Annotated in this window: 25 protein-coding genes; 16 read left to right on the top strand and 9 right to left on the bottom strand. The window is 58.9% G+C overall.

Features of this window, described 5'->3' with window-relative positions; all coding sequences use genetic code 11:
• Position 1: 1 nt before the first annotated feature.
• From N2599_RS19125 to N2599_RS37855, 3 genes are all read left to right on the top strand, one after another.
• A complete protein-coding gene (locus tag N2599_RS19125) occupies positions 2-1141 on the top strand; it encodes an alpha-D-ribose 1-methylphosphonate 5-triphosphate diphosphatase (RefSeq protein ID WP_027510484.1) in 1140 nt (379 codons plus the stop codon).
• Positions 1138-1737: a phosphonate metabolism protein/1,5-bisphosphokinase (PRPP-forming) PhnN gene (gene phnN / locus N2599_RS19120; RefSeq protein WP_027510483.1), complete on the top strand. Its 600-nt coding sequence runs from the start codon at positions 1138-1140 to the stop codon at positions 1735-1737. Before N2599_RS19125 ends, phnN begins: the two co-directional genes overlap by 4 nt.
• Before the next feature lie 83 nt (positions 1738-1820).
• Positions 1821-2147 (top strand): GrpB family protein, encoded by a 327-nt coding sequence (locus tag N2599_RS37855; RefSeq protein WP_084606480.1) that lies wholly within the window; start codon positions 1821-1823, stop codon positions 2145-2147.
• On the opposite strand, the gene N2599_RS19110 is transcribed toward N2599_RS37855, so the two are convergent.
• Positions 2036-4303 carry a DNA translocase FtsK gene (locus N2599_RS19110; RefSeq protein WP_027510482.1) on the bottom strand — a complete coding sequence of 756 codons (2268 nt, stop codon included), beginning with the start codon at positions 4301-4303 and terminating at the stop codon, positions 2036-2038. The genes N2599_RS37855 and N2599_RS19110 overlap by 112 nt on opposite strands.
• A gap of 157 nt (positions 4304-4460) precedes the next feature.
• On the bottom strand, positions 4461-7451 hold the full coding sequence (gene polA / locus N2599_RS19105) for a DNA polymerase I (protein WP_027510481.1): 2991 nt from the start codon (positions 7449-7451) through the stop codon (positions 4461-4463).
• A 98-nt stretch (positions 7452-7549) separates the two neighbouring features.
• Between polA and N2599_RS19100 the strand changes: the two genes are divergently transcribed.
• From N2599_RS19100 to N2599_RS19080, 5 genes are all read left to right on the top strand, one after another.
• Entirely contained in the window at positions 7550-7927 is a 378-nt protein-coding gene (locus tag N2599_RS19100; RefSeq protein WP_051336586.1) for a hypothetical protein, read from the top strand.
• A gap of 358 nt (positions 7928-8285) precedes the next feature.
• Positions 8286-8702, top strand: coding sequence for a MarR family winged helix-turn-helix transcriptional regulator (locus tag N2599_RS19095; RefSeq protein WP_027510480.1), 417 nt, complete (start codon positions 8286-8288; stop codon positions 8700-8702).
• A 247-nt stretch (positions 8703-8949) separates the two neighbouring features.
• Positions 8950-10338 (top strand): M20/M25/M40 family metallo-hydrolase, encoded by a 1389-nt coding sequence (locus N2599_RS19090; protein WP_027510479.1) that lies wholly within the window; start codon positions 8950-8952, stop codon positions 10336-10338.
• A 53-nt stretch (positions 10339-10391) separates the two neighbouring features.
• Positions 10392-10577, top strand: coding sequence for a hypothetical protein (locus N2599_RS19085; protein WP_027510478.1), 186 nt, complete (start codon positions 10392-10394; stop codon positions 10575-10577).
• A gap of 138 nt (positions 10578-10715) precedes the next feature.
• Positions 10716-11558 carry an SH3 domain-containing protein gene (locus tag N2599_RS19080; protein WP_027510477.1) on the top strand — a complete coding sequence of 281 codons (843 nt, stop codon included), beginning with the start codon at positions 10716-10718 and terminating at the stop codon, positions 11556-11558.
• A 183-nt stretch (positions 11559-11741) separates the two neighbouring features.
• Here the strand turns inward: N2599_RS19080 and N2599_RS19075 are convergent, their stop codons facing one another.
• Positions 11742-11924: a hypothetical protein gene (locus tag N2599_RS19075; protein WP_084606479.1), complete on the bottom strand. Its 183-nt coding sequence runs from the start codon at positions 11922-11924 to the stop codon at positions 11742-11744.
• 235 nt (positions 11925-12159) lie between these two features.
• Here N2599_RS19075 and N2599_RS19070 point away from each other — a divergent pair, with 235 nt between their 5' ends.
• From N2599_RS19070 to N2599_RS19055, 4 genes are all read left to right on the top strand, one after another.
• The gene (locus tag N2599_RS19070; RefSeq protein ID WP_027510475.1) at positions 12160-14445 is read left to right on the top strand and encodes a transglycosylase domain-containing protein; all 2286 of its coding nucleotides are present in this window, start codon (positions 12160-12162) and stop codon (positions 14443-14445) included.
• Between the two features lie 276 nt (positions 14446-14721).
• Entirely contained in the window at positions 14722-16632 is a 1911-nt protein-coding gene (gene dnaK, locus N2599_RS19065; RefSeq protein ID WP_027510474.1) for a molecular chaperone DnaK, read from the top strand.
• 78 nt (positions 16633-16710) lie between these two features.
• Complete coding sequence (gene dnaJ, locus N2599_RS19060) at positions 16711-17850, top strand: molecular chaperone DnaJ (protein ID WP_027510473.1); 1140 nt, start codon at positions 16711-16713, stop codon at positions 17848-17850.
• A 344-nt stretch (positions 17851-18194) separates the two neighbouring features.
• Positions 18195-18401, top strand: a complete 207-nt coding sequence (locus N2599_RS19055) for a hypothetical protein (RefSeq protein WP_027510472.1) — start codon at positions 18195-18197, stop codon at positions 18399-18401.
• Positions 18402-18483: 82 nt separating this feature from the next.
• Here the strand turns inward: N2599_RS19055 and N2599_RS19050 are convergent, their stop codons facing one another.
• Together N2599_RS19050 and N2599_RS19045 are read right to left on the bottom strand one after the other, a co-directional pair.
• Positions 18484-18840, bottom strand: a complete 357-nt coding sequence (locus N2599_RS19050; RefSeq protein ID WP_027510471.1) for a helix-turn-helix domain-containing protein — start codon at positions 18838-18840, stop codon at positions 18484-18486.
• Between the two features lie 104 nt (positions 18841-18944).
• Positions 18945-19988 carry a SagB/ThcOx family dehydrogenase gene (locus N2599_RS19045; protein ID WP_027510470.1) on the bottom strand — a complete coding sequence of 348 codons (1044 nt, stop codon included), beginning with the start codon at positions 19986-19988 and terminating at the stop codon, positions 18945-18947.
• A 402-nt stretch (positions 19989-20390) separates the two neighbouring features.
• Between N2599_RS19045 and N2599_RS19040 the strand changes: the two genes are divergently transcribed.
• Positions 20391-20609: a hypothetical protein gene (locus tag N2599_RS19040; RefSeq protein ID WP_027510469.1), complete on the top strand. Its 219-nt coding sequence runs from the start codon at positions 20391-20393 to the stop codon at positions 20607-20609.
• Here N2599_RS19040 and N2599_RS19035 read toward each other — a convergent pair.
• Positions 20606-21409, bottom strand: coding sequence for a helix-turn-helix domain-containing protein (locus N2599_RS19035; protein WP_027510468.1), 804 nt, complete (start codon positions 21407-21409; stop codon positions 20606-20608). The two genes, N2599_RS19040 and N2599_RS19035, sit on opposite strands and share 4 nt — an antisense overlap.
• Positions 21410-21581: 172 nt before the next feature.
• Positions 21582-21884 (bottom strand): DUF2798 domain-containing protein, encoded by a 303-nt coding sequence (locus N2599_RS19030; protein ID WP_244914774.1) that lies wholly within the window; start codon positions 21882-21884, stop codon positions 21582-21584.
• A gap of 102 nt (positions 21885-21986) precedes the next feature.
• Here N2599_RS19030 and N2599_RS19025 point away from each other — a divergent pair, with 102 nt between their 5' ends.
• Complete coding sequence (locus N2599_RS19025; RefSeq protein ID WP_027510467.1) at positions 21987-22775, top strand: YdcF family protein; 789 nt, start codon at positions 21987-21989, stop codon at positions 22773-22775.
• A gap of 4 nt (positions 22776-22779) precedes the next feature.
• Here N2599_RS19025 and N2599_RS19020 read toward each other — a convergent pair whose 3' ends face one another.
• A complete protein-coding gene (locus N2599_RS19020) occupies positions 22780-23247 on the bottom strand; it encodes a hypothetical protein (RefSeq protein WP_027510466.1) in 468 nt (155 codons plus the stop codon).
• A gap of 119 nt (positions 23248-23366) precedes the next feature.
• On the opposite strand from N2599_RS19020, the gene N2599_RS19015 reads away from it, so the two are divergent.
• The gene (locus N2599_RS19015; protein ID WP_027510465.1) at positions 23367-24002 is read left to right on the top strand and encodes a trimeric intracellular cation channel family protein; all 636 of its coding nucleotides are present in this window, start codon (positions 23367-23369) and stop codon (positions 24000-24002) included.
• Between the two features lie 4 nt (positions 24003-24006).
• Here the strand turns inward: N2599_RS19015 and irrA are convergent, their stop codons facing one another.
• Positions 24007-24423, bottom strand: coding sequence for an iron response transcriptional regulator IrrA (gene irrA / locus N2599_RS19010; RefSeq protein ID WP_027510464.1), 417 nt, complete (start codon positions 24421-24423; stop codon positions 24007-24009).
• Positions 24424-24721: 298 nt separating this feature from the next.
• Between irrA and fabA the strand changes: the two genes are divergently transcribed.
• Positions 24722-25237 carry a 3-hydroxyacyl-[acyl-carrier-protein] dehydratase FabA gene (gene fabA, locus N2599_RS19005; protein ID WP_027510463.1) on the top strand — a complete coding sequence of 172 codons (516 nt, stop codon included), beginning with the start codon at positions 24722-24724 and terminating at the stop codon, positions 25235-25237.
• The last annotated feature ends 10 nt before the right edge of the window (positions 25238-25247 follow it).

The following is a 25247-nucleotide window of genomic DNA, read 5'->3' as shown; positions in this document are numbered from 1 at the left end:
GATGACCAAAGAGATAGTCCTTTCCAACGCCCGCATCGTTCTTGAAGACGAGATCGTTGATGGCTCGCTTTTGATCCGCGACGGGAAAATTAATGATATCTCGAAAGGCAATTCGGCAAATGGAGAGGATTTCGAGGGCGATTACCTGATCCCTGGTCTCGTCGAACTGCATACCGATCATCTCGAAGGCCACTATTCGCCGCGTCCAGGCCTTCGCTGGCATAAGACGGCGGCCATTCAGGCCCATGACGCGCAGATCGTCACCTCCGGCATCACCACCGTCTTCGACTGCCTGCGCATGGGTGCGGACGAAGACGGCGGCTTTGAACATGGCGAAATGCGCGAGATGGCCGATGCCATCCAGAAGGCAGAGCGGGAAGGCCGCCTTCGAGCGGAACACCTGATCCACCTGCGCTGCGAGGTCTCGGCCGACAATGTGCTGGAGCATTTCGCGGATTTCGAGAACGATCCCTATGTCCGCCTCGTTTCGCTCATGGACCACGCGCCGGGCCAGCGTCAGTTCCAGACGATGGATCAATACGTCTTCTATTATCAGAAGAAGCGCGGCCTTTCGGACGAGGAGTTCGCGCGCTTCATCGAAAAGCGCCTCAACGAATCCGCCCGCAATTCGACGCCGCACCGCAACGCAATCGCCGAGGTCTGCAAGGCGCGTGGTATCACCGTTGCGAGCCACGATGATGCGACGCTTGCCCATGTCGACGAGGCGATGGAGAACGGCGTGCGCCTTGCGGAGTTTCCGACGAGCTTCGATGCCGCCAAGGCATCACATACGCACGGCATGAGCGTGCTGATGGGCGCTCCCAACGTCGTGCGCGGCAAGTCCCACTCAGGCAATATCGCTGCTCGCGACCTTGCCGAACGTGGCGTGCTCGACGTGCTTTCTTCCGACTATGTGCCGCTCAGCCTGCTCTACGCACCCTTCATTCTTGCCGACGAGCTAGAAACGATCTCATTGCCGAAGGCGATCGCGATGGTGACGGCGACGCCGGCACGTACCGTCAGCCTCAACGATCGCGGCAGAATCGAAACCGGCCTTCGCGCCGATCTTGTGCGCGTCTTCCGCGACGAAGGCGTACCGGTGACCCGCTCCGTCTGGCGTGAAGGGCGCCGGGTCGCATGATTCCGTCGCACGAACCGCACCTAGTACCTGGCACCGAGCGTGGGGTCATGGTCGTTGTCGTCGGCCCAAGCGGCGCCGGCAAGGACACTCTGATGACTCTGGCGGCCAAGCATTTTGCCGGCCGTCCCGACGTGCACTTCGTTCGCCGCGTCATCACGCGGGACGGCGATGCCGGCGGCGAAGACCATCTCTCCGTTTCCGAGGGAGGCTTCGTCTCGATGGAGCAATCCGGCAACTTCGCGGTATGGTGGGAAGCGCATGGGCTGAAGTATGGCATTCCGGCAGAGGTTTCCGCCGCACTGGCGAAGGGGCACCTAGTGATCGCCAACGGCTCCCGTTCGGCTCTCCACCGTTTTCAGGCCGTTTTTCCCCGTCTCAAGGTCATCAACGTGACAGCGCGCCCGGAAGTGCTGGCCGGACGTCTCGAGGCTCGCGGCCGCGAGACCCACGAGGACATCATGGCCCGCCTCGCTCGCGGCTCACTCACCGTGCGCGGCGACTACGACGTCACCGAGTTCGACAACAGCGGTTCGCTGGAAGAGGCCGAGCGCAAGATCGTCGACACGCTCAACGGCTTCCTCGCTGAAATCGCTTAGCCGGCTAGGGGAGCTCATGACCATCGTAATCGTTCCCTACTTACGGTGCTGCACAGCTCTGCAGTTGCACTTCTGAAAATGCTGTGCTCAGGGATCGCATTGCCTTGCGCGACTATCTGCGGACGTATTCCCGAAGGGCCGAAGCCTATGCGGCTCTCAAGCTTCGGCTCATGGATGAAGCCAATGGCGACTGGAGCTACTGCACCGGCGGCAAGTCGGCGTTCGTGCGTGAGACGAACGGCTTGCTGGATTGGGTTAGTTGCAGCCGGCGGGCGGATTATAGTACCTGCGCTGGCAACTATTCGCCGTCCCCTCGTCCCGACACGATCTCACGCTTGCCGACATGGTTGGCCGGTCCGACGAGGCCTTCCTTTTCCATGCGTTCGACCAGCGATGCGGCGCGGTTGTAGCCGATGCCGAGGCGGCGCTGGATGTAGGAAGTCGAGCATTTCTTGTCGCGAAGCACGACCTTGACAGCCTGATCGTAGAGCTCATTGCCGTCCTCGGATGCCGTGGCGCTCTTGTCGAAGACGGCGCTGTCTTCCGGCTCGGCATCTTCCTCTTCATCCGCGGTGACCGTCTCCAGATATTCCGGACGGCCCTGCGTCTTCAGATGTGCGACGACCTTTTCGACTTCGAGATCGGAGACGAACGGGCCGTGGACGCGGGAAATCCTGCCGCCGCCCTGCATGTGCAGCATATCGCCCTGGCCGAGGAGTTGCTCGGCACCCTGTTCGCCAAGGATCGTGCGGCTGTCGATCTTCGACGTCACCTGGAAGGAGATGCGGGTCGGGAAGTTCGCCTTGATCGTGCCGGTGATGACATCGACCGAGGGACGTTGCGTCGCCATGATCAGGTGAATGCCGGCGGCGCGCGCCATCTGGGCGAGACGCTGGATCGCGCCTTCAATCTCCTTGCCGGCGACCATCATAAGGTCGGCCATTTCGTCGACGATGACGACGATATAGGGCATCGGCGCCAAGTCCATTTCCTGCTGCTCTTCGATCGGTGCGCCTGTGCCCCTGTCGAAGCCGGTCTGGACCATGACGTGGATGGTTTCGCCCTTGTCGCGCGCCTGCGCCACGCGGCCGTTATAGCCGTCGATGTTGCGCACGCCGAGGCGCGACATCTTGCGGTAACGCTCCTCCATTTCGCGCACCGCCCATTTCAGGGCCATCACGGCCTTCTTCGGATCGGTGACGACGGGCGTCAGCAGGTGCGGGATGCCGTCATAGACCGACAGTTCCAGCATCTTCGGATCGACCATGATCAGGCGGCACTGCTCCGGCGTCATGCGATAGAGAAGCGACAGGATCATCGTGTTGATCGCGACGGACTTGCCGGAGCCAGTGGTGCCGGCCACCAGTAGATGCGGCATCTTCGCAAGCTCGGCAATCACCGGCTCGCCGCCGATCGTTTTGCCAAGGCCGAGCGCCAGTTTGTAGCCGCTCTTCTCGAAATCCTGGCTTTCGATCATTTCGCGGAAATAGACGGTCTCGCGGATGGCATTCGGCAATTCGATGCCGATGACATTGCGGCCGGGCACGACGGCAACGCGGGCGGACAGCGCTGACATGGAGCGGGCGATATCGTCAGCAAGGCCTATGACACGCGACGACTTTACACCGGGTGCGGGCTCGAATTCATAGAGCGTGACGACCGGACCGGGACGCACATGGATGATCTCGCCTTTGACGCCGAAGTCTTCCAGCACGCTTTCCAGCAGTCCGGCATTCTGCTCCAGCGATTCCTGCGACATGATCTCGCCCAGACGCTCCGGAGGCTCCTGTAGCAGTGCGCGCGGCGGAAATTCGTAGCCGGATGGATCGATATTCGCCGGGATAGTCTTCTGGGTCACGGCGCGCGGTGCGGGCGCCAGATGTGCAGTGGCCTGCACGCGAACCGGCATCGGCGCGATCGGCAGCGTTTTCGCGATCACCGACGCGGCCGGTTGGGTTGGTGGGGCCGCGTTCGATATAGGCTTTGCAGGTGCTGGAGCGGCCATTGCTGTGGCCGGCACATCGGCGCGCGTCTGCGGCCTCCCTCCCGGGCGCCACTCCATCACGCGGAAGCGCGAGATGATCGATTCCGGCGTGGCCACAATCTTCGGCAGTGAAGCAGTTGGAGCGATAATCGGGGCCGCAGCCGCTTCCTCGAAGGCCATGACTTCCCAGAAAGCGAAATCGGAAATGTCCGTAAGCTCGGACGACGCGCGGAATTCCGGTTGAACCGCAGCGACATGCTCCAGATGGTCGCTCTCGGGCACATCCCGAACATAGATATCGAATGGCACATCGATCATGATCGGAGCGCTCGGCTCGGCATCAAGAGCCGACGCTTCGCTGACGGCTTCCTCACGAATCGGCTGGTCCGATTCGGGCGGCGGGCGGCGTTTGCTGATCAGGTTTTCCGGTGTGCGGGTAAAACGCACGTTCGGTGCAAGCGAGAAATTGCTCTGCCAACCCGGCGCTGCGGGAGCGACATTCATGTCACCGCCTGCATCCTGTACGTCTATTTCCGAGGAAAATTCCTCGGCATCCGTCAAATTCGTTCTGGGAAAACGCATGCGACACGCTACTCGCTCAATTTCTGACCCAACCGGATTAGAAAATGAAGGTTAACAAGTTCCTTCCAGTCGCACCTAAACGGCACACCTCCCGAAGCCTAAATTGAGCATTATCAATTGGTTATGCTACTGAGAAAAATCTTCGAGGACGAAGGGCTCAGTGCGCTTCTTCCCAATTGGTGGCGGCGCGCGCATCGACCTTCAACGGAACGCGCATTTCGAGCGCCGGCATGGCGGCGTTTTCCATGACGGAAACGATGATCGGCATCGCCTTTTCGACATCGGCATCCTCAACCTCGAAGACGAGCTCGTCGTGCACCTGCAGCAGCATGCGGACCCGATCCGCAAGACCGGCTTCGGCAAGCGCGGGCTCGATCTTGATCATTGCCCGGCGAATAATATCGGCGGCCGAGCCCTGGATCGGCGCGTTGATCGCAGCACGCTCGTTGAAGGCACGCACTGAAGGATTGGACGAGCGGATTTCCGGGTAGTTGATTCGCCGCCCGAAGATCGTCTCGACATAGCCCTTGTCGCGCGCCATCTGCTTGCGGCTGTCCATGTAGTCGCGGATGCCGGGGAAGCGCTCGAAATATTTCTTGATGTAGTCACCCGCTTCGGAGCGTTCGATCGAGAGCTGGTTGGCAAGGCCAAATGCGGAAATGCCATAGATGATGCCGAAGTTGATCGCCTTGGCGCGGCGGCGCACCTCGGTCGGCATGCCGTCGACCGGAACGCCAAACATTTCGGAGGCCGTCATCGCGTGAATATCTATACCTTCGGCAAAAGCCTGGGTCAGTTGCGGGATTTCCGCAACATGCGCGAGCACGCGCAGTTCGATCTGGCTGTAATCGGCCGAGATCAGCTTATGCCCGGGCACGGAGATGAAGGCGGTGCGGATTTTCCGGCCTTCCAACGTGCGCACCGGAATGTTCTGCAGATTCGGCTCGGACGACGAAAGGCGCCCCGTCGTCGTCGAGGCCAACGAATAAGAGGTGTGGACGCGCCTCGTCTGTGGATGCACGTAGCCCGGCAGCGCATCGGTGTAGGTGGATTTCAGCTTGGTCAGCTGACGCCAATCGACGATCTTGCGCGGCAGCTCGTAACCCGCGGTTGCAAGCTCTTCCAGCACGCTTGCCGACGTCGACCATTGCCCGGTCTTCGTCTTGTTGCCACCGGCAAGCCCCATCTTGCCGAAGAGGATGTCACCAAGCTGCTTCGGCGAGCCGATCGTGAACTTCTCGCCCGCCAGCGTGTAGATTTCGTCCTCCAGACGCGCAGCTCCTTGTGCCAGTTCGCCGGAAAGGCGGGACAGAATCTGGCGGTCGACGGTGATTCCTCGCTCCTCCATGCGCGCGAGCACCGGCAGCAGCGGCCGTTCCAGCCGCTCGTAGACGGCTGTTAGCTTTGCTGCGGCAAGCCGCGGCTTCAGCACCATCCAGAGCCGCAGCGTCACATCGGCGCCTTCGGCGGCATAGTGTGTGGCTCGGTCGATATCGACAAGGTCGAACGTGACATTCGCCCTGCCGCTTCCTGCGATATCCTTGTAAGCGATCGGCTTGTGGCCGAGAAATTTCTCGGAGAGCGAATCCATGCCATGCGCGCCAATGCCGGCGTCGAGGACGTAGGACATCAGCATCGTGTCATCGAAGCTCTTTGTCTCGACGCCGTAGCGCTTCATCAGCAGATAATCATATTTCAGGTCCTGCGCGACCTTGAGGACGGACTCGTCTTCGAGCAGTGCCTTGAGCCGCGGCAACGCGTCCCGCATCGGTATCTGGTTGTCCGCAACCCCGCCGCCAAGGAGATCGCTGACGCCGTTCCTATGGCCGATTGGGACATAGGCGGCGCGGGTCTTGAGGCCCGTCGGGTTCTTGTCGTTGTCGGCAATCGCCATCGAGAATCCGACCAGCTCCGCCTGCATCGCATCAAGCGAAGTGGTTTCGGTATCGAAGGCGACGAGGCCTGTTGCCCGCGCATCGCCAATCCATTTGTCGAGCGTCGCGAGATCGCGGATCGTCACGTAGGTAGAATGATCAAACGGCAGCGCTGCAAAGGCTTCGGCGCGCGCCTTGGCAAGTTCGGCGGGGGTAAAGCCTTTGCCGGCGGGCTTGGCCGTCGCCGGAATCGGAACGGCAGCGCCCTCAACATCCGGAATGCCGCCTGCAACCGGCTCCGGTTCAACGGCATCGAGATCGGGGCCGTGCGCAGCAGTACCCCACTCGACCTTCACGTCGGCCGCCTCGATGGCGCTCGCATCGCAATTGCACGCCTCCGCCACACGGCGCGTCAGCGTCGTGAATTGCAGCGCCTTCAGGAAGCCGATCAACTTCGGACCGTTCTGCACTTCGAGAACGAGGTCGTCCAGACCAAGCACCAGCGGCACATCAGATCGCAGCCGCACCAATTCGCGCGAGAGCCTTGCCTTGTCGGCATTTTCGAGAATCGCCTGGCGGCGCTTTTCCTGCTTGATCTCATGCGCACGGTCCAGCAGCGTGTCGAGGTCGCCGTATTCTGCAAGAAGCTGTGCGGCGGTCTTCGGGCCGACGCCAGGAATACCCGGAACATTATCGACCGAATCGCCGGTCATTGCCTGCAGGTCGATCATCTTTTCGGGGGAGACGCCCCATTTCTCGATGACGTCCGGGATGCCGATCTGCTTGTCCTTCATGCTGTCGTACATGTGGATGTTCGGCGTTACGAGTTGCATCAGATCCTTGTCGGACGAGACGATCGTCACATCGGCGCCGGTCGCTTCCGCCTGGAGGGCATATGTGGCGATGATATCGTCCGCCTCGAAACCCTCGGTCTCTATGCAGGGCAGGTTGAAGGCGCGCGTTGCCTCCCGGATCAGCCCGAATTGCGGTATCAGTTCATCCGGCGGCGCAGAGCGGTTCGCCTTGTAGGCATCGTACAAGTCCTTGCGGAAGGTCTTTGCCGAATAGTCGAAGATTACCGCAAGGTGCGTGGGCGTCACGCCGACGGACGTGTCGCGCGCATCGGTCAACAGCTTCCAGAGCATGTTGCAGAAACCGGAAACGGCGCCGACCGGCAGGCCGTCGGACTTGCGCGTCAGCGGCGGCAGAGCGTGAAACGCCCGGAAGATGAAACCCGAACCGTCAATAAGGAAAAGATGATCGCCTTTTTTCATGGTTGCATGGATAGCGTGGCGGGATGGAAACGTCCATTGCACATGCTGTTTGCGGTACTATTTATTGCTGACCTTCGGCCTTCGAAATGGAATTGCCTATGGAAAAGCGCAGCATCGCGGTCGCCTATGCCGTACCGCTTATTCTCATGGCGATCGTTCTTGCCAGCTCCTATGCACTGGGTGACGGCCCTGCTGTTATCTTTCGCAAAGTGCTTTTCGCGCCTGTGTTCCTGCTGGCGATCAAGGGTTTGCGAACCTTCTTTCCGCAGCATCTGGATCGCACGCGAAGCTTCAGCACCCAAGCAGAATTTCAGCTGTTGAACGCCTTGCTCCTTTCGGCCTTTCTGATCTCGGTCGGCCCTTACGAATCGCTTCGCATCATTCCGCTGATCTGCGCCTTTGCCGGCATGGCCATCCTGATCGCCGGATGGAATCTTGCATTCTACTGGCATGATCGTGGAAGGGCTCAGGACTAGGACTTTGCGGCCCTCACCGAACTGTTACCAATTTGTAATTGTCGGTTCGGCCGGCCTCCCTTGAAAAACCACATTCCCGATCACAAATCATACTCACCGGCGTTTGATCGCGCCGAGGGTCTGATTACCGGCTTGTCCCCCGCCGCATCAGACTTGGACAAAGGCCTTATCCCCCTCTCCGGGCCTTTGTCCCCATTTTCAAGCCGCCATGGCCAACCTCCAGGCCATGGCGGCTTTGTTTTTCCGCAGAGATGCACATTTATGAAGCTCAAGGGCAAATTTTGATCCATCGCATGCGACTTGTTGCATTGTTTCGCATCCGTTTTTGAGCCTAACTGCAATCATGGGATTTAACAGGATGGATTCGGGAGCATACCTTGCAAGCCAGCTGGCCAAGGGTTTTGCCCGCTCGCTGCAGCAGCGCGCGGCGGGGCTCGGTTTTTCTCCCGGGCAATTCCCGATCCTTCTCGAACTTTGGGCGGAAGACGGCCTGACGCAGAAGCAATTGCTCGAACGCGTCGATATCGAACAGGCGACAATGGCCAATACGCTTGCACGCATGGCGCGCGACGGTCTCATCGAGCGCCGCCCCCATCCTTCCGACAAGCGAGCACAGCTGATCTTCCTGACGCCCATCGCACGGGCGATCGAAGATGAGGCGGTCAGGACAGCGCGCGAGGCTGACCTTGCGCTTTTCCAAGGTTTCAAGGCCTTCGAACGCGAGCTGATGCTGGAATATATCCGGCGCCTTCTCGAAAACGCGAAGAAAATCTGATCCCTATTCGGCAGCTGGAACATCCCGTGAGCGTTTTCGCAACGGTCAATCGGCACGTGCCGAAAGCACGCCTACGCGCGCCGTCAGCTTTGCGCTCGGCTCGATATCAGGCTTGCCGAGCATATCGCGGCCTTTGTGCCTTAGTAGGACGCCGCCTTGTTAACGGCTTCCAAATTCCGATTTTTCTTCCTCGAAACGTCCCCACCTTTGGTCTATCGTCCGGCCAAATTTCAAAAGGGAGTCGGAAATGATAGACGTAACCCCGGTGCTTTCGCGCGCGGATCAGAATCTCGGCTTAAGCCTCGACAGACTATTCGAGTTGCTGCGCATCAAATCGATCTCGACCGACCCGGCTTACAAAGCGGATTGCCGCATGGCGGCTGAATGGCTGGTCGCCTATTTGAAGACGCTGGGCTTCGAAGCTTCCGTTCGCGATACTCCCGGCCACCCGATGGTCGTTGCGCACCATGCAGACGCCGGTGCGGATGCGCCGCATGTACTATTCTATGGTCATTACGACGTTCAGCCGGTCGATCCAGTTGAGCTCTGGGAAAACGATCCCTTCGAACCGGCCATCACGGACATGGGCAACGGCCGAAAGATCCTGACCGGCCGCGGCACCGCGGACGACAAGGGCCAGCTCATGACCTTCGTCGAAGCTTGCCGGGCCTATAAAGAAGTCAACGGCGCGCTTCCCTGCCGGATCACCATCCTCTTCGAGGGCGAAGAGGAATCCGGCTCGCCCTCGCTCAAGCCCTTCCTGGAGGCAAATGCGGCCGAACTGAAGGCCGACTACGCGCTTGTCTGCGATACCGGCATGTGGGATCGTGAGACCCCGGCAATTGCTGCTACCCTTCGGGGCCTTGTTGGCGAAGAAGTCGTCGTTACGGCAGCAGACCGCGATCTGCATTCCGGGCTTTTCGGCGGCGCGGCTGCAAATCCAATCCATGTCCTGACAGCGGCGCTTTCCGGCCTCCACGACGAAACCGGCCGCGTTGCGCTCGAGAACTTTTATGAAGGCGTCGAGGAAACGCCTGCAAACATCAGGGCCTCATGGGAAAAGCTCGGCCAGACCGCTGAAAGCTTCCTGGGCCAAGTCGGCCTTTCGGTGCCGTCGGGTGAAAAAGGCCGCTCCGTTCTGGAACTCACCTGGGCGCGCCCGACGGCTGAAGTCAACGGTATATGGGGCGGCTATACCGGCGAGGGTTTCAAGACCGTGATCGCCGCCAAGGCTTCGGCCAAGGTTTCCTTCCGCCTCGTCGGCAAGCAGGATCCGGCAAAGATCCGAGAAACGTTCCGAAGCTATATCCGTTCGAAAATTCCTGCCGACTGCTCGGTCGAGTTCCATCCTCATGGCGGTTCGCCGGCAATTCACCTTGCATACGATTCTCCGGTGATCACCAGGGCGAAGAGCGCCCTTTCCGACGAATGGCCGAAGCCCGCCGTCGTCATCGGTATGGGCGGCTCAATTCCGATCGTCGGCGATTTCCAGACAATGCTCGGCATGGAATCGCTGCTTGTCGGCTTCGGCCTTTCGGATGATCGGATCCATTCGCCCAACGAGAAATATGAGCTCGCCTCCTACCACAAGGGCATCCGCTCCTGGGTGCGCATCCTCGACGCGCTGGCAGCCTGAAACAAAAGGCGTGCCTCGCAGTTTACGCGGGCACGCATTCAGACGAAGGCCGGATGAACCCGGCCTTTCGTCATCCGCTTCGCTTCAATGCCAGTACATCCGTGGTCAAGGAAAAAGCGGACATTGCAGCCAATTGGCTGCGATCTGTTGAGCCTCAAATCGGAAGCCGCTCCGGCAATTTCAAGGCCCAGAGCCCGGATTCTTCCGTTCAAGCTGCGTTCATGCAAGATGTGCTATAAACCATTGAAAGACAAGACGAATGATTGCCGTCTCACAAAGGCCGGCAAGCGTTCTGATTATGCCCCGGAACCGGCAAAAGCCGAAGTAAAAACAAATACCGGATGTGGCATGACGTCTGCTTCCCAGGGAGTTGAACCGTGAAACGCACCCTTTTGAAAATTGCCGCGACCGGCATGCTCTTGCTTGTTCCGCTGATCGCTCAGGCCGCAGAAGGCTTCGCGACGACGAACGTCAATATGCGCGCCGGCCCAAGTACCGCGTATCCGGCCGTCACCGTAGTTCCGGCCGGCGAATCCATCGAAATTTACGGCTGCCTTGCCGATGTTCCATGGTGCGATGTGGAGTTCTACGGCGGCCGTGGCTGGGTGCACGGCCGATACATCCAGGCTCTTTATCAACAGCGCCGCGTTTATGTCGGGCCTCAATATTATCGCCCGCTCGGTATTCCCGTCGTTGTCTTCAGCTTCGGCAGCTATTGGGATCGCTATTACCGCGACCGTGACTTCTATCGTGACCGCGATCGCTGGCGCCGCGGACCAGACTTCTATCGCGGCCCGGACCGCCGTCCGGAACCTTACCGGGCGCCCAGTCGCAGACCTGAATTCGAGCCGCGGCCAGCTCCGCAATTCGAGCCAAGGCCAGCTCCGCGCCCGGAATTCGACCGGCGACTGGAACGGAGGCCCGATTTTAGCCGTACGCCTGAAAGGCGCCGTGAGTTTGATGACCGTCCGGATCGCCAGCCGAATTTCGATCGTGCGCCCAGCCGCAGGCCTGATGTCGACAGGCAGCGGGAATTCAACCGTGATCTGCGCAATGAGGGCGATCGCGGCCGCCGGAGTTTCGAACGGCGGGGCAATGATGACAATCGCGTCATCCGCCGGGGCGATGATAGCCGTGGCCGCAACGGCGGTGATAATGACCGCCGCAGGCCACCGCGGGGTGCCTGCAAGCCAGGCGAACCGGGCTGCCGGAACCAATGAAGGTCCAGGGCGGCGGAAATGCCGCCCTTTCCATTGCAGAGTTGAAAAAGCCCGACGCTCCAGGAAGGAGGCGCCGGGCCTGATTTCGATCGGCCGTGTTGAGGGGAGACGACCGATCCATCACGGGACTTGAGGGCTGTCCCGCTATGATAAAAACGAGTGGGACAGCTAAAGGTTCCCAATTTACCAAACAGAAGCTTTTCGTTCAGGGCCTGCCGTAAGTTCGTGCATCTCTGCAAACGGGCCGTGCAGCATTTTCAGGCGGCTTTCTTCCATCTTGCCCTGCCGACATTGCCGCGCAAATTCATGGACGCTCCAGATTTCGCGGAGCCTGGTCTCGTCTATTCTCTTAAGATCAATGCTCATAATAATTGCCTATCTATTGCGCTTATTGCTTTTTTCTTCGGCGCAAGGTGGCGCGATATATGTCAGTTCTGTGACAATCGCAACGAATGGCAGCCATGCGCAAGCGGCACGGCTGAAGCCGCTGCCGAGACCGCTCGCCGGCAGTCTTAACCACCCCTTAAATCGCCGTATTTACAGTCCACCCGGATGATTGCGCAAAGAGCGCTTGCGACACATGGGGTGCGGCCGGTCCACGATGGCAGGTAGGGGCAGATCACGTGATAGAATCGAACCGTCCTTCAGCGGCCGTAGCCGCTATGAAGACGACGACGATTTCTCGCTCGATGACGACGACCGTGTCGCGGGCGGACGCGGAACCAGACGTTCTTCCTCGGAACCTACACGAAGCCGCGCACCAGACAGGAAAAAGCGCGGCAGACGCGAGCGGCCGGAACGCCAGGATGGCGGTCTCTTCCGTTTTATCCGCCGCGCGGTCTATTGGTGCGTCGTTCTTGGTATCTGGGCCGGCATCGGTGTGGCTGGGCTGGTTTTCTACTACGGCTCGCGCATGCCGAGTGCCAGCACGTGGGCGATCCCTGACCGGCCGCCGAACGTCAAGATCACATCCGTCGATGGCAGCGTTATCGCCAATCGCGGCGCCACGGGCGGCGAGGCACTGTCGCTCGATCAGATGTCGCCTTATATTCCCGAGGCGATCGTTGCCATTGAAGATAAGCGCTTCTATTCGCATTTCGGCGTCGACCCGATGGGGCTTGCCCGCGCCCTCATCAATAATTTGACCGGCCAGCCCATCCAAGGCGGCTCGACGCTGACGCAGCAGCTCGCAAAGAACCTCTTCCTCTCACCGGATCGCACGCTGGAGCGCAAGGTCCAGGAAGTGCTGCTATCCTTCTGGCTCGAGCAGAAATATACCAAGGACCAGATCCTTGCGATGTATCTGAACCGCGTCTTCTACGGCTCGAATGCCTATGGCGTCGAGGCCGCCGCCCGCCGCTATTTCAACAAATCTGCGCGCGACGTGAATCTCGGCGAAGCGGCTTTGCTCGCCGGTCTCGTCAAGGCGCCGTCACGCCTCTCTCCGGCCCGCGATCCCGAAGCCGCAAACGCCCGTGCCCAGGTCGTGCTGCAGGCCATGCGCGATCAGGGCTATATCACCGACAACGAGGTGAAGACGGCGATGACGCAGACGCCGTCTAAGGCGAAGAGCTACTGGTCGGGTGCCGGTCAATATGTGGCCGACATGGTAATGGACGAGCTTACCGGACTGGTCGGCGAGGTGAAAGAAGACCTCATCGTCGACACGACAATCGACAAGGGGCTGGAAAAGAAGGCCGAGCAGTCGCTGAACCACATTCTCGCAAAGGACGGCGCAAAACTCGACGCGTCTCAGGCCGCTCTCGTCTCGATCGACGGGACCGGGGCGATCCGGGCACTTGTCGGCGGCAGGGACTATGCCGAAAGCCAGTTCAATCGGGCCGTCAGGGCGAAACGCCAGCCTGGTTCCTCGTTCAAGCCTTTTGTCTATGCCGCCGCGCTCGAAAAGGGGCTGACGCCTTATTCCGTCTTCAACGACGCGCCGATCCGCATCGGCAACTGGACGCCTGAAAACTACGAAAAGAAATACAACGGCGAAGTGACGCTCGCGACCGCTCTTGCGAAGTCGTTGAATACCGTCGCAGCCCAACTCGTCATGTATGACGGACCGGAGCAGGTGATCAAACTCGCCCACCGTCTCGGCATAGAGACCGAGCTGCAACCGAATGCCTCGATCGCGCTCGGCACGTCGGAAGTATCGCTGATGGAACTCACTGCGTCCTACGCCTCCTTCATGAACGGCGGCTTTAAGGCAACCCCGCATGTGATCCGCCGGGTGACGACCGCCGAAGGCAAGGTTCTTTATGAGAACACCTACGACAACCCGCCTCGCGTTCTTTCCGAAACGGTCGCCGCCAACATGAATGCCATGATGATGGGCACGATCGAGACCGGCACGGGCAAAAGCGCCAAGATTCCTGGCTGGCAGGCCGCCGGCAAAACCGGCACAACGCAGAATTCCCGCGATGCGCTCTTCGTCGGGTTCACCAGCAATCTGACAACCGGCGTCTGGTTCGGCAATGACGACGGCACGCCGATGAAGAAGGTCACCGGCGGCGGCCTGCCGGCAAAGGCGTGGCAGGAATTCATGATTGCTGCGCATAAGGGCCTTTCTCCTGCTCCGCTATTCGGCAATGGTCAATTCATCTCGGACCCGAATGGATTCGGCAACCAGCCGATGGCGCAGGGTGAACCGCAGCCGATGCAGGAGCAGCCGACAACGATTAGCGGCATCATTTCCGGCGTTTTCGGAGGTCGGACCAGCACGGAAGCGCAAGCATCGTTTCCTCCGGCACCCGGTCAGCAGCAACAGGCCGTAGCCGCCCCGGAAGGACCGATTCCGCCGGGAGACATCGGCGGCCCGGCAGCAACGTCTTCCCTCCAACCGCGCCGGACCACGTTGCTTGATCTGATCATGGGACAATAGCGAAGCCCCTCATGCCAAGCGCAAGCCGGCTTTGTTAAGTCCGCGGAGGCGCGAAGGGTAGCGGACTTCTTTCACGCGCTGTAGAAAGTGAATGCAACACGTTCGTTTTGCTGGATCTCGGGTTCATTCTCGCCTTGCAGTCAAGAAAACCGCTCCTTATATACGCCGCATCACCGCAATCACGATTGCGTTAATTAAGAAGACCCACATCCCGTAAGGGGCTGTCAGGAAATGCCTTCGCGGGGTTCCGACAGCTTGCTTCAAGGAGTAAATGACATGGCAAAAGTAATTGGTATCGACCTCGGAACGACAAATTCCTGCGTCGCTGTCATGGACGGCAAAGACGCGAAGGTCATCGAGAACGCGGAAGGCGCGCGTACGACCCCTTCCATGGTGGCATTTACCGACGATGGCGAACGCCTTGTCGGCCAGCCGGCAAAACGCCAGGCCGTCACCAATCCAACGAACACGCTCTTCGCCGTCAAGCGCCTGATCGGCCGCCGCTACGAAGATCCGACCGTTGAGAAGGATAAGGGTCTTGTCCCCTTCAAGATCTCGAAAGGCGATAATGGCGACGCCTGGGTCGAAGCCAATGGCAAGGGCTATTCGCCCGCGCAGGTCTCCGCAATGATCCTTCAGAAGATGAAGGAAACGGCTGAATCCTACCTCGGTGAAAAAGTCGAGAAGGCCGTCATCACGGTTCCGGCATACTTCAACGACGCACAGCGTCAGGCAACCAAGGACGCCGGCAGGATCGCGGGTCTTGAGGTTCTGCGCATCATCAACGAGCCGACCGCAGCGGCGCTGGCTTACGGCCTCGACAAGAAGGAAGGCAAGACGATTGCCGTCTATGACCTTGGCGGCGGTACTTTCGATATTTCGATCCTCGAAATCGGCGACGGCGTCTTCGAGGTGAAGTCGACCAACGGCGACACCTTCCTCGGCGGTGAAGACTTCGACATGCGTCTCGTCGAATACCTCGCTGCCGAGTTCAAGAAGGACAATGGCATCGATCTCAAGAACGACAAGCTCGCTCTTCAGCGCCTGAAGGAAGCTGCCGAAAAGGCCAAGATCGAGCTCTCGTCCTCGCAGCAGACCGAAATCAACCTGCCGTTCATCACGGCTGATGCTTCCGGTCCGAAGCACCTGACGCTGAAGCTGACACGCGCCAAGCTCGAGAGCCTGGTCGATGACCTCGTTCAGCGCACGATCGCGCCGTGCAAGGCAGCCCTCAAGGACGCCGGCGTCACGCCCGCCGAGATTGATGAAGTCGTTCTCGTCGGTGGTATGAGCCGCATGCCGAAGGTTCAGGAAGTCGTCAAGCAGCTGTTCGGCAAGGAGCCGCACAAGGGCGTCAACCCGGACGAAGTCGTTGCTCTCGGCGCTGCCATCCAGGCCGGCGTTCTGCAGGGCGATGTCAAGGATGTTCTGCTCCTCGACGTAACTCCGTTGTCTCTGGGCATCGAAACCCTCGGTGGCGTCTTCACCCGTCTGATCGAGCGCAACACGACGATCCCGACCAAGAAGTCGCAGACCTTCTCGACTGCCGATGACAATCAGCAGGCTGTCACCATCCGCGTTTCGCAGGGCGAACGCGAAATGGCTGCCGACAACAAGCTGCTCGGCCAGTTCGACCTCGTCGGCTTGCCGCCGGCACCGCGTGGAATGCCGCAGATCGAAGTCACCTTCGATATCGACGCCAACGGCATCGTCAACGTTTCGGCCAAGGACAAGGGAACCGGCAAGGAACAGCAGATCCGCATCCAAGCCTCCGGCGGCCTTTCGGACGCCGACATCGAGAAGATGGTCAAGGATGCAGAATCGCATGCCGCAGAAGACAAGAAGCGCCGCGAGACCGTAGAAGCCAAGAACCAGGCCGAGAGCCTGGTCCACTCGACGGAAAAATCGCTGAAGGATTACGGTGACAAGGTCTCCGAGGCCGACCGCACCGCGATCTCCGATGCTATTGCGGCTCTGAAGTCTGCAGCCGAGGCGACCGATCCGGATGCAGAGGACATCAAGGCCAAGACGCAGACTCTCATGGAAGTATCCATGAAGCTCGGCCAGGCGATCTACGAGGCCCAACAGTCGGAAGCCGGTGCGGCAGATGCTTCGGCAGGTGATGACAATGTCGTCGATGCCGACTACGAAGAAGTCAAGGACGACGACCGCAAGAAGTCCGCATAATCCGCAACGAGGCGGTTATGCTAAACACTGCAATCCGGCTGCCGAAGGGCAGCCGGAAATCCATTTCCGGGGTTTAAATTGGCAAAAGCGGACTTTTACGAAACTTTGGGCGTCGCCAAAACGGCGGATGAAAAAGAGCTGAAAAGCGCCTTCCGCAAACTGGCAATGAAATATCATCCGGACAAGAACCCGGACGATAAGAACGCCGAAATCAAATTCAAGGAAATCAACGAAGCCTATGAGACGCTGAAGGACCCGCAGAAGCGGGCTGCCTACGACCGTTACGGTCACGCAGCCTTCGAGCATGGCGGCATGGGTTCCGGCGGCTTCGGTGGCGGTGGTTTTGCCGGCGGCGGCGGTTTCTCGGATATCTTCGAAGATATCTTCGGCGAAATGATGGGCGGCGGGCGGCAGCGCCAACGCTCTGCCGGTGGCCGGGAACGCGGTGCCGATCTTCGCTACAATATGGAAATTTCGCTGGAAGAAGCCTTTTCCGGCAAGACGGCGCAGATTCGTGTTCCAACCTCGATCACCTGCGATATGTGCTCAGGTTCCGGCGCCAAGCCCGGCACACAGCCGAAAATCTGCGGCACCTGTCAGGGATCCGGCCGCGTTCGCGCGGCGCAGGGTTTTTTCTCGATCGAACGAACCTGCCCGACCTGCCACGGTCGCGGCCAGATCATTCCCGATCCATGCCCGAAGTGCCATGGACAGGGCCGCGTGACGGAAGAGCGTTCGCTCTCGGTCAATATACCGGCCGGCATCGAAGATGGCACGCGCATCCGCCTGCAGGGCGAAGGCGAGGCCGGCACGCGCGGCGGACCGGCGGGCGACCTCTACATCTTCCTGTCGGTGAAGCCGCATGAATTTTATCAGCGCGATGGAGCGGACCTTTATTGCGCCGTTCCGATCTCGATGACAACGGCAGCACTCGGCGGCACTTTCGACGTGGCGACGCTCGATGGCACGAAATCGCGCGTGACCGTTCCGGAAGGGACACAGGCCGGTAAGCAGTTCCGGCTCAAGGGCAAGGGCATGCCGGTGCTGCGCTCCAGCCAGACGGGCGACCTCTACATCCAGATCCAGATCGAGACGCCACAAAAGCTCTCAAAGCGCCAGCGCGAGCTGCTGCAGGAATTCGAACAGCTTTCGTCCAAGGAGAACAACCCGGAATCAACGGGCTTCTTTGCCCGCATGAAGGAATTCTTCGAAGGATAAGGGCCGACGCGCAAACATAATTCAGATTGAAGCCGGGCTTTCCTTCCCGGCTTTTTTCATGTCGTAGAGATCTACAGGCACGGCCCCGGCGGGCCATCTTGAAGGCCACTCTTCGATCGTGCGATGGCGGTAAGCCACCACTGGCACATGGCGGGCATGTTTCAAAACCGCACGAATTCGGAATCGCTCGCGGACCTGACCATTTCTGTTCCAATTTGAAACACAGCAAGCCGGCAATATGTCCTGCGTTAACGCAGGCTGCGGATGCCGCTTGCAACCTGCTGAAATGGCATCACTATTACCCTTGGAATTCTGGGGAACAAACCAAACTGAGGGTCACTTCCATGACGGCAGCAGCCTCCTTGCCCTTCCAGCCGGATGACGTCGACGTCCTTGCCGGCGCACTTTATACCTGGTGTGCCGAGCACAACATCAAGCTTCGCAGCCAGCAAGGACTGTCGATCGCCAGCATCGCGATCGACCTTTATCACGCCGGACATCATACGCAGGACGAATTGCTCGTCGCGCTGCACGAGCGAGAACTTCACTAGAAAATCCGGACCAAAAGAAACTCGCCTTGCGGCGGACATGAGGTACCGGGATTGTCTTTTGTTATGGGCCGCGATGGGAGCGTCAGGCGGCCTTTTCCGTGCTCATCAGCGTCAAAATCGTCTTGACCGCCTCCTTGCCCGCTGGCGAGCGAAGCCTGTCGTAATTGATGGCCAGTTCATAAGCCTCAGGGCTCAGTTCAACCTTTGACGGGAACTGCGCCATTTCCGTGCCCTCAAAGAGCGCTGAGATTTCAACGCCAAGAAAGACCGCGATCTGATGCAACTTGCTGGCGGAGACGCGGTTGGTGCCTTTTTCGTATTTCTGGATTTGCTGGAACGTTAGGCCGAGAGCTTCCCCCAGCTCCAGTTGCGAGACACGCCGGCGGGCACGAAGCTGTCTGACATTGCGACCGACGAGAATATCTACCGGATCTGGCACCTAAGCATTCCCTCACATATTAACAAATTGCTTATAGTAATATGCCGGTTATTGAAAATAACTCAACCCATCAGTTGCAAAATTCAACCGACTTTTTTTGGGACTTACGTAGCGTCAGGGAAGCCGAGCGTCAGTGCGTAGATCGGCGCATGGGCGGGGTTGCGGAGGCCTATTAGTTCACCAATCATCGTATGGCTGAGCGCCGCCGTCGGGCAGGCTGTCATGCCGCGGGCGGTGGCCGAAAGCATGATGTTCTGGCCGATGTGCCCCGCCTCGATCATGACCACACGATAGGCATTGGGATCGCTGTATTTCCACATGGTGCGGTCCATGTGGGCGACGAGAACGATCATACAGGGCATGGTATCGGCCCATTCCTGTCCGCCCACGAGATCGGCAAGCAAAGGCGAAGCATCCGATATCTTCGCCAATGAATGCTCAAAGGCCGAATAGTGGTAGATGCCCGGCGCCAGCCCGTCGACTGCCTTGACGAAGATATAGGCCTCGTAGGGGTTGCGTGCGCCGCCGGAGGGCGTCATCGACAACGGCAGCGTCACCACGGCATTTCGCGCAGTGCCGGTAATTCCAAGGCCTGCGAAAAGCGCTTCGGAAAGTGCTGGCACTGACACGGCTTTCGCGAGACCTTTGCGTTGAGTGCGCCGCTTGGCCATCAGTTGCAGTAACGAATTGCCGGAAAGCACCTCTGGGAGCGCAGTGACGTCCACTCGCCCCGAATTGAGGCTGTAGAGCTCGATCTCACCGTCGCTGGCGAATGCGGCGCGCTGTAGATCCTCGGCCTCATTAAGCGACATGTATTCAGGATCCTGAACACAGAAATGCATCAGTGCTGCGGGCACGCCCCATTTCCAATGCCGGCGGAAGGCGTCCTCGCGCATTTCAAGGTTAGACCCTTCAACGACCAGTGCGGACATCTCGGCAAGCGCCGCAAGCGTTTCATCGAGTTCGTCCTCGCTATAGCCCGGCGCTTGCTCGCGGATCGCTGCGCGGTCACTCCAGTCGGCAACAGCGCCCAAAAAATCCAAGAGATCCGGGCTGCACTCGAAGACAGCCTTGGTAAGGAAATTACAGGCTACGAACTCGTCACCGTCATTGTGAAAGACGAGCGTGCGGGAGGAGCGATATCGCATGGCAGGAAAATGCCCGCCGTGGCTTATTCGCCCGGCAGGCACCTCATCATTTAATCGATGCGGAACATCATGCCGCGGCTCACAAAAGTCGGCTTGGCCTTGATTGCAGTAACCTTAAGGTTCGGCTTGCTCTTCTTCTGCATGTCCGTTCTCCTCGGGTTCGAAGACGATCGATCCTGATCGCAGGCCGAACAATGAGGTACACCCGCAAACATTCAATTAATGCGCAAATATTAGTTTGATACATCCGAGTGATACATTGCTTCAGTTTAAGTCAAAAATCGACTTTTTCTGAATTAAAATCGTTATCATTGGGTTTATGCAGAAATATCTAGCTCAAAAATGCGAACTATGCCAATCATAATGCGCAATTGAACTCTACGTGACCGACGGAGAAGCACGATGGACCAGAAAAAGACTGTGCAAGCCAAACAAGCGCTGAATTTTGATGATGGCGTCGGTGACTACGCGATCGATATGCTGAACACGCTGATCGCGCAGAGTCGGAGCGCCCGGCAGCCCATGCTGACTTATCTTTTGTCGATGGCGCTGATTGAGGCGCACCGCGTCAATGTGGATCACGCTCCCGTAACCCATGAAGCCGGGCTTTCACTGAACTAGCCGAGGTCGCGTGTAACCGCGGAGATAAAATCGGCGCGTTGCTGCACAATCATATCCCGCACGATCCGCGGAACGGCCTCATCGGTCGTTCGATAGACCTTCGCGAGGCGCAGCGCCGTTCTGAGGTTGATCTTCGCGCTCAGCGGCACCATCACAACCGCACTGAAGGATGGTCCAGCCGGAGTAAAGATCATGGCATGACCACCAAGCAACTTTTCCGAGAAGGGCAACCACCATAGACGCATCAGCGTCGGCTCCTGTGTGCCGATCTGATTGGCAGCCACAAAGGAAAGACAATTAAGACGCTCGACGACGATGCCCTTGTGATCACCGGTGAAGCGCGACCAGTACTCGCCCCTCTTTACCGCGCGATTGGTGAGGCGCCGGAAAGTCGTGGCACTTCCCTGCTTGGCAATAACGATAACAGCGCAGAGCAGACTCCCCGGCGTACTCGGAATCGTCATGTAGGCATGATAAATGCCAGGCGCGATACCGGCGGACGGATCGGCAAAAAGGAGCGGCTCCAGCGCATCCCGCGCCGCAGATAGGATGCGCTGCGCTGACGGGCGGCCGTGGTCCAAATCGACCGAAACCGGCCGCTGGTACATCTCCTCCTCGGTGACGCCGAGATATTCGCAGATTTTTTTGACAGAGGCGCGGCCCGGCGCGCGCCGTGCCTGAAGATAGGATTCAATCTGCGAGCGGCCGATTTGCATGCCTCGCGCGGCAGCGCTGATGCTGCCCGCCTTGGCAAGACAGAGGCGCCGTAGATTTTCGGCGAAATTCTCGAGTGCAGACATGTCCGCGATGGCTTCCAGGAGATGAGTCGGCCTCAAACTAGCGGCTCGAAAGACGGAACACAAACGGGCGGTGAGACAAATCCGGGGATGATCCCATTGAGGCATGAACTGCACAGCGATAGGCAGTATCGGCAGGCCGTGATGATCTGCTGGTATATTTTTTCGTTATGATTCAACGATGAATGATGCGATGCACCGGAAAAGCGATAATCCAGGACAGTGCCCATGTGGATGGAGACATGGCAAGCGTAAGCGGGCCAATACCTTGCGTGCGGACAATACTGATGGCGGAGGCGACGCCTCTCATCAGCATCGACAGGATAAATGGCACGACAATCGCGTTATAGCGTTTGGGGAGTTTTGCTATAGGGCATTGAATTTCTCCGAAAGATGCGGCCGAACCAATTGCGCAATGCCCGGGCGGCGGATTGCGCGTTGATTGACCTAAACGCTTACGGAGCTTCGCTTGAAACAACGGTGTTCCTATGCCCGAAAGCCCAGCCGTGCTGTGCGTCTGTCATTCCCGTCATGACCGAATCGGATAGGATGCCACTGAACCTAGCACAGGGGGCCATCGTTGTTTCTGTTTTCAAAGTTAGTCTGGGTCTTCGGCCAGCCGCTTTCGCTGGTGTTCTTCCTCATTCTCTTCGCATTCCTTGCTGTGGTTCTCCGCTTCAGGCGCCTTGGCGCGCTTTTCTCGGCATTCGCCACGCTGTTGCTCTTCGTCGTCCTCTTCACCACGACAGGCAATTACCTCCTCCAGGGCCTGGAGTTGCGTTTTCCAAAGCCGGACCGTGATCCAGATAACTTGCAATGCATGATCGTTCTCGGCGGCGCATTTGAAAATGAAGTGAACACGACCGGCCACGGAATCGAGTTCAATGCGGGCGCAGACCGTTTTATCGAAGCGCTGCGGCTGGCGCAGAAATACCCGCAATCGCGCATTCTGGTCTCCGGCGGAGATGGCTCGATTTCCGGAAAATATGAAGGCGACGCGGCCGCCTCGGCACGCTTCTTTCCGCTCTTTGGGGTTCCGCATGAACAGCTCATCGAAGAGAGGGCATCCCGCACGACCTTTGAAAACGCGATCAATACAAAGGAACTGCTTGCAAGCCAGGGACTGGCGAACTGCCTGATGATCACATCCGGCTATCACATGCCGCGTTCGGTCGGCATTTTCCGCAAGCAGGGCATCGATGTCGTGCCGTGGCCAACGGATTACAGGACGGACGGCCATGTAACGCTCGGCCTCGACTTCACGCAACCGAGCCAGAACGCCCAGAACATGGCGACTGCCGTGCGCGAATGGTTCGGCCTTATCGGCTATTACTTTGCGGGCCGAACGTCGGCGCTTTATCCCCGCTGAGCCGCTATTTCTTCGAAATTGTGACGAATTTCGTGCCACGCACGCGAGCCGTGACGACGCATGGACCGCTATCGGTGCGATCGCAGAAGCGCGGATGCATCTTCATGGCCAGCACCATATTGCCGAAGCGCTTGATGAAGTCGTAGCCATAGATCTGCGCTGTCGCAATCATGAAATAGCCGCCCTCGGCCACCTGCAGATAGAAGTTATAGGTGCAGCCATCATCATTGCACTGCGGCCCCTTCTTTCCGTCGCAGGTCAATTCGCCCTCGTTGACCACAACATCAATGAGGCCGTCATTGTTGATGTCCTGACGTGTGATGTAAGCGTCCGAAAACTCGGCCTTCGTACATTGCTCGGTGAAATGCTTCTTCTCGTAGATTTCCGGATCCGAGATCAGCGATTGCTGCGCAGAGGCGGACGGAGCCACAAGGAGGGCTATGACGTTCAGGACGATGAGAAGCGCTTTCACGGCTTTCCTCTTTTGTCGGATAGACACTAACAGCCGCGCATTCTAGACGATCCGCCTTGCGCCGCCCTTGCCACCATGATTCAGTTCAGCATCGTCTGCCGGCTCTTGGGGGGCCAATCATGTCTCTGCTCGCTTATCTCGATTATGCCGGCATCGCGCTCTTTGCCGCGACGGGCGCACTCGCCGCCTCGCGCAAACAACTCGATCTCATCGGCTTTCTCTTCTTCGCAATGGTGACGGGCACCGGCGGCGGTACGGTGCGCGACATCGTGCTTGGCCGCGTGCCGGTGTTCTGGGTGCTTAATCCGGCCTACATCGTCATCTGCTGTCTGGTGGGCATCGTGGTTTTCTTCACCGCCCATCTCGTGGAGTCACGTTATCGCCTGCTGATCTGGCTCGATGCGGTGGGGCTTGCCGCCTATTGCGTCATGGGTGCAGCCAAGGGACTTGCTGCGACGGGCTCGCCGACGATCGCGATCGTGACAGGGACACTGACCGCAACCTTCGGAGGCGTGCTGCGCGATCTGATGGCTAACGAGCCTTCCGTGCTCCTGAGGCCCGAAATCTACATCACGGCAGCGCTCTTTGGTGCGGGCATCTTTACCGGCGCGACTGAACTCGGCCTGCCGCTCTATATGGCTTCCGCGTTCGGCGTCATCGGCGCCTTCGCCGTACGCGGCGGTGCATTATGGTTCGGATGGACGTTCCCGACCTACATGCACAAACCCGGCCGCCACCCTGACGATGTCATGTGAAAAATCAGCGCTTCGGGCGCAGGCGGATCACCACGTCGACATGAGCAATTTCCATACCCGCCGGCGGCTCCGGCAGATTGCCGATCGTCAGGTTGCTGACCGGAATATCCAGCACCTCGTTATCTCCTTCGACAAAGAAGTGATGGTGATCGGAAACGTTGGTGTCGAAATAGGTCTTAGCACTCTCGACGGCGAGAACGCGGATCATGCCCGCCTCGGTAAACTGATGCAGCGTATTGTAGACCGTAGCCAGAGAAACCGGCACACCGGCGGTGACCGCTTCTTCGTGCAATTCCTCGACCGTCAGATGCCGGTCGCCCTTGGCGAAAAGCAGATCGCCTAGTGCAACACGCTGACGCGTCGGCCGCAGGCCTGCGCTACGCAGTCTGGCTTCAATTGCGATCGGGGCTGCAGCCGCCATCAGGGAAGAACTCCGGTTATTCTAGCGTCAATCAATCAGGTTTCCTAAGCCATATAACTTTTGCGCGGAAGCCTTTCAATAGTTTCAATGGGGACAATGGACCTCGAAACGCCGGAAAATCGGGCTTTTAACGCAATTGGGTCTGGCCGGGGCCTTGGCCTTCCTGTATGCGACCACCAAATAAGGCGACAAGTCAGTTCAGGACGGCGGGAGAACTAGTCATGCTTATGCTTCATTTTCCTCGGAACTTGGACTAAACACTCACTCCATAGGCACGTGCGGGGGAAACAGAGTTTTGATGACAACGAAACAATCCAGCTTCACTTATGAGGAAATTCTGACCTGCGGCCGCGGCGAAATGTTTGGCCCGGGTAACGCGCAGCTGCCGCTGCCGCCGATGCTGATGTTCAATCGCATTACGCAGATTTCCGAAGACGGTGGACCGCACGGCAAGGGTTTCATTCGCGCTGAATTCGACATCACTCCGGATCTCTGGTTCTTCCCGTGTCACTTCATGGGTGATCCCGTGATGCCTGGCTGCCTGGGCCTTGATGCCATGTGGCAGCTGACCGGCTTCTTCCTCGGCTGGCTCGGCGAGCCTGGCAAGGGCCGCGCGATCTCGACCGGCGAAGTCAAGTTCACCGGCATGGTGACGCCGAAGACGAAGCTTGTCGAATATGGCATCGACTTCAAGCGCGTCATGCGCGGCCGCCTCGTGCTCGGCATCGCCGACGGCTGGATGAAGGCCGACGGTGAGGTCATCTACAAGGCTACCGATCTGCGCGTCGGCCTCTTCCAGGAAAAGGCCGCCTGACTGCACCGGG

Source organism: Rhizobium sullae (assembly GCF_025200715.1).
Classification (GTDB): domain Bacteria; phylum Pseudomonadota; class Alphaproteobacteria; order Rhizobiales; family Rhizobiaceae; genus Rhizobium; species Rhizobium sullae.
Note: the sequence above shows the minus strand (reverse complement) of the source record. Positions and strands in the feature narration are given on the sequence as shown.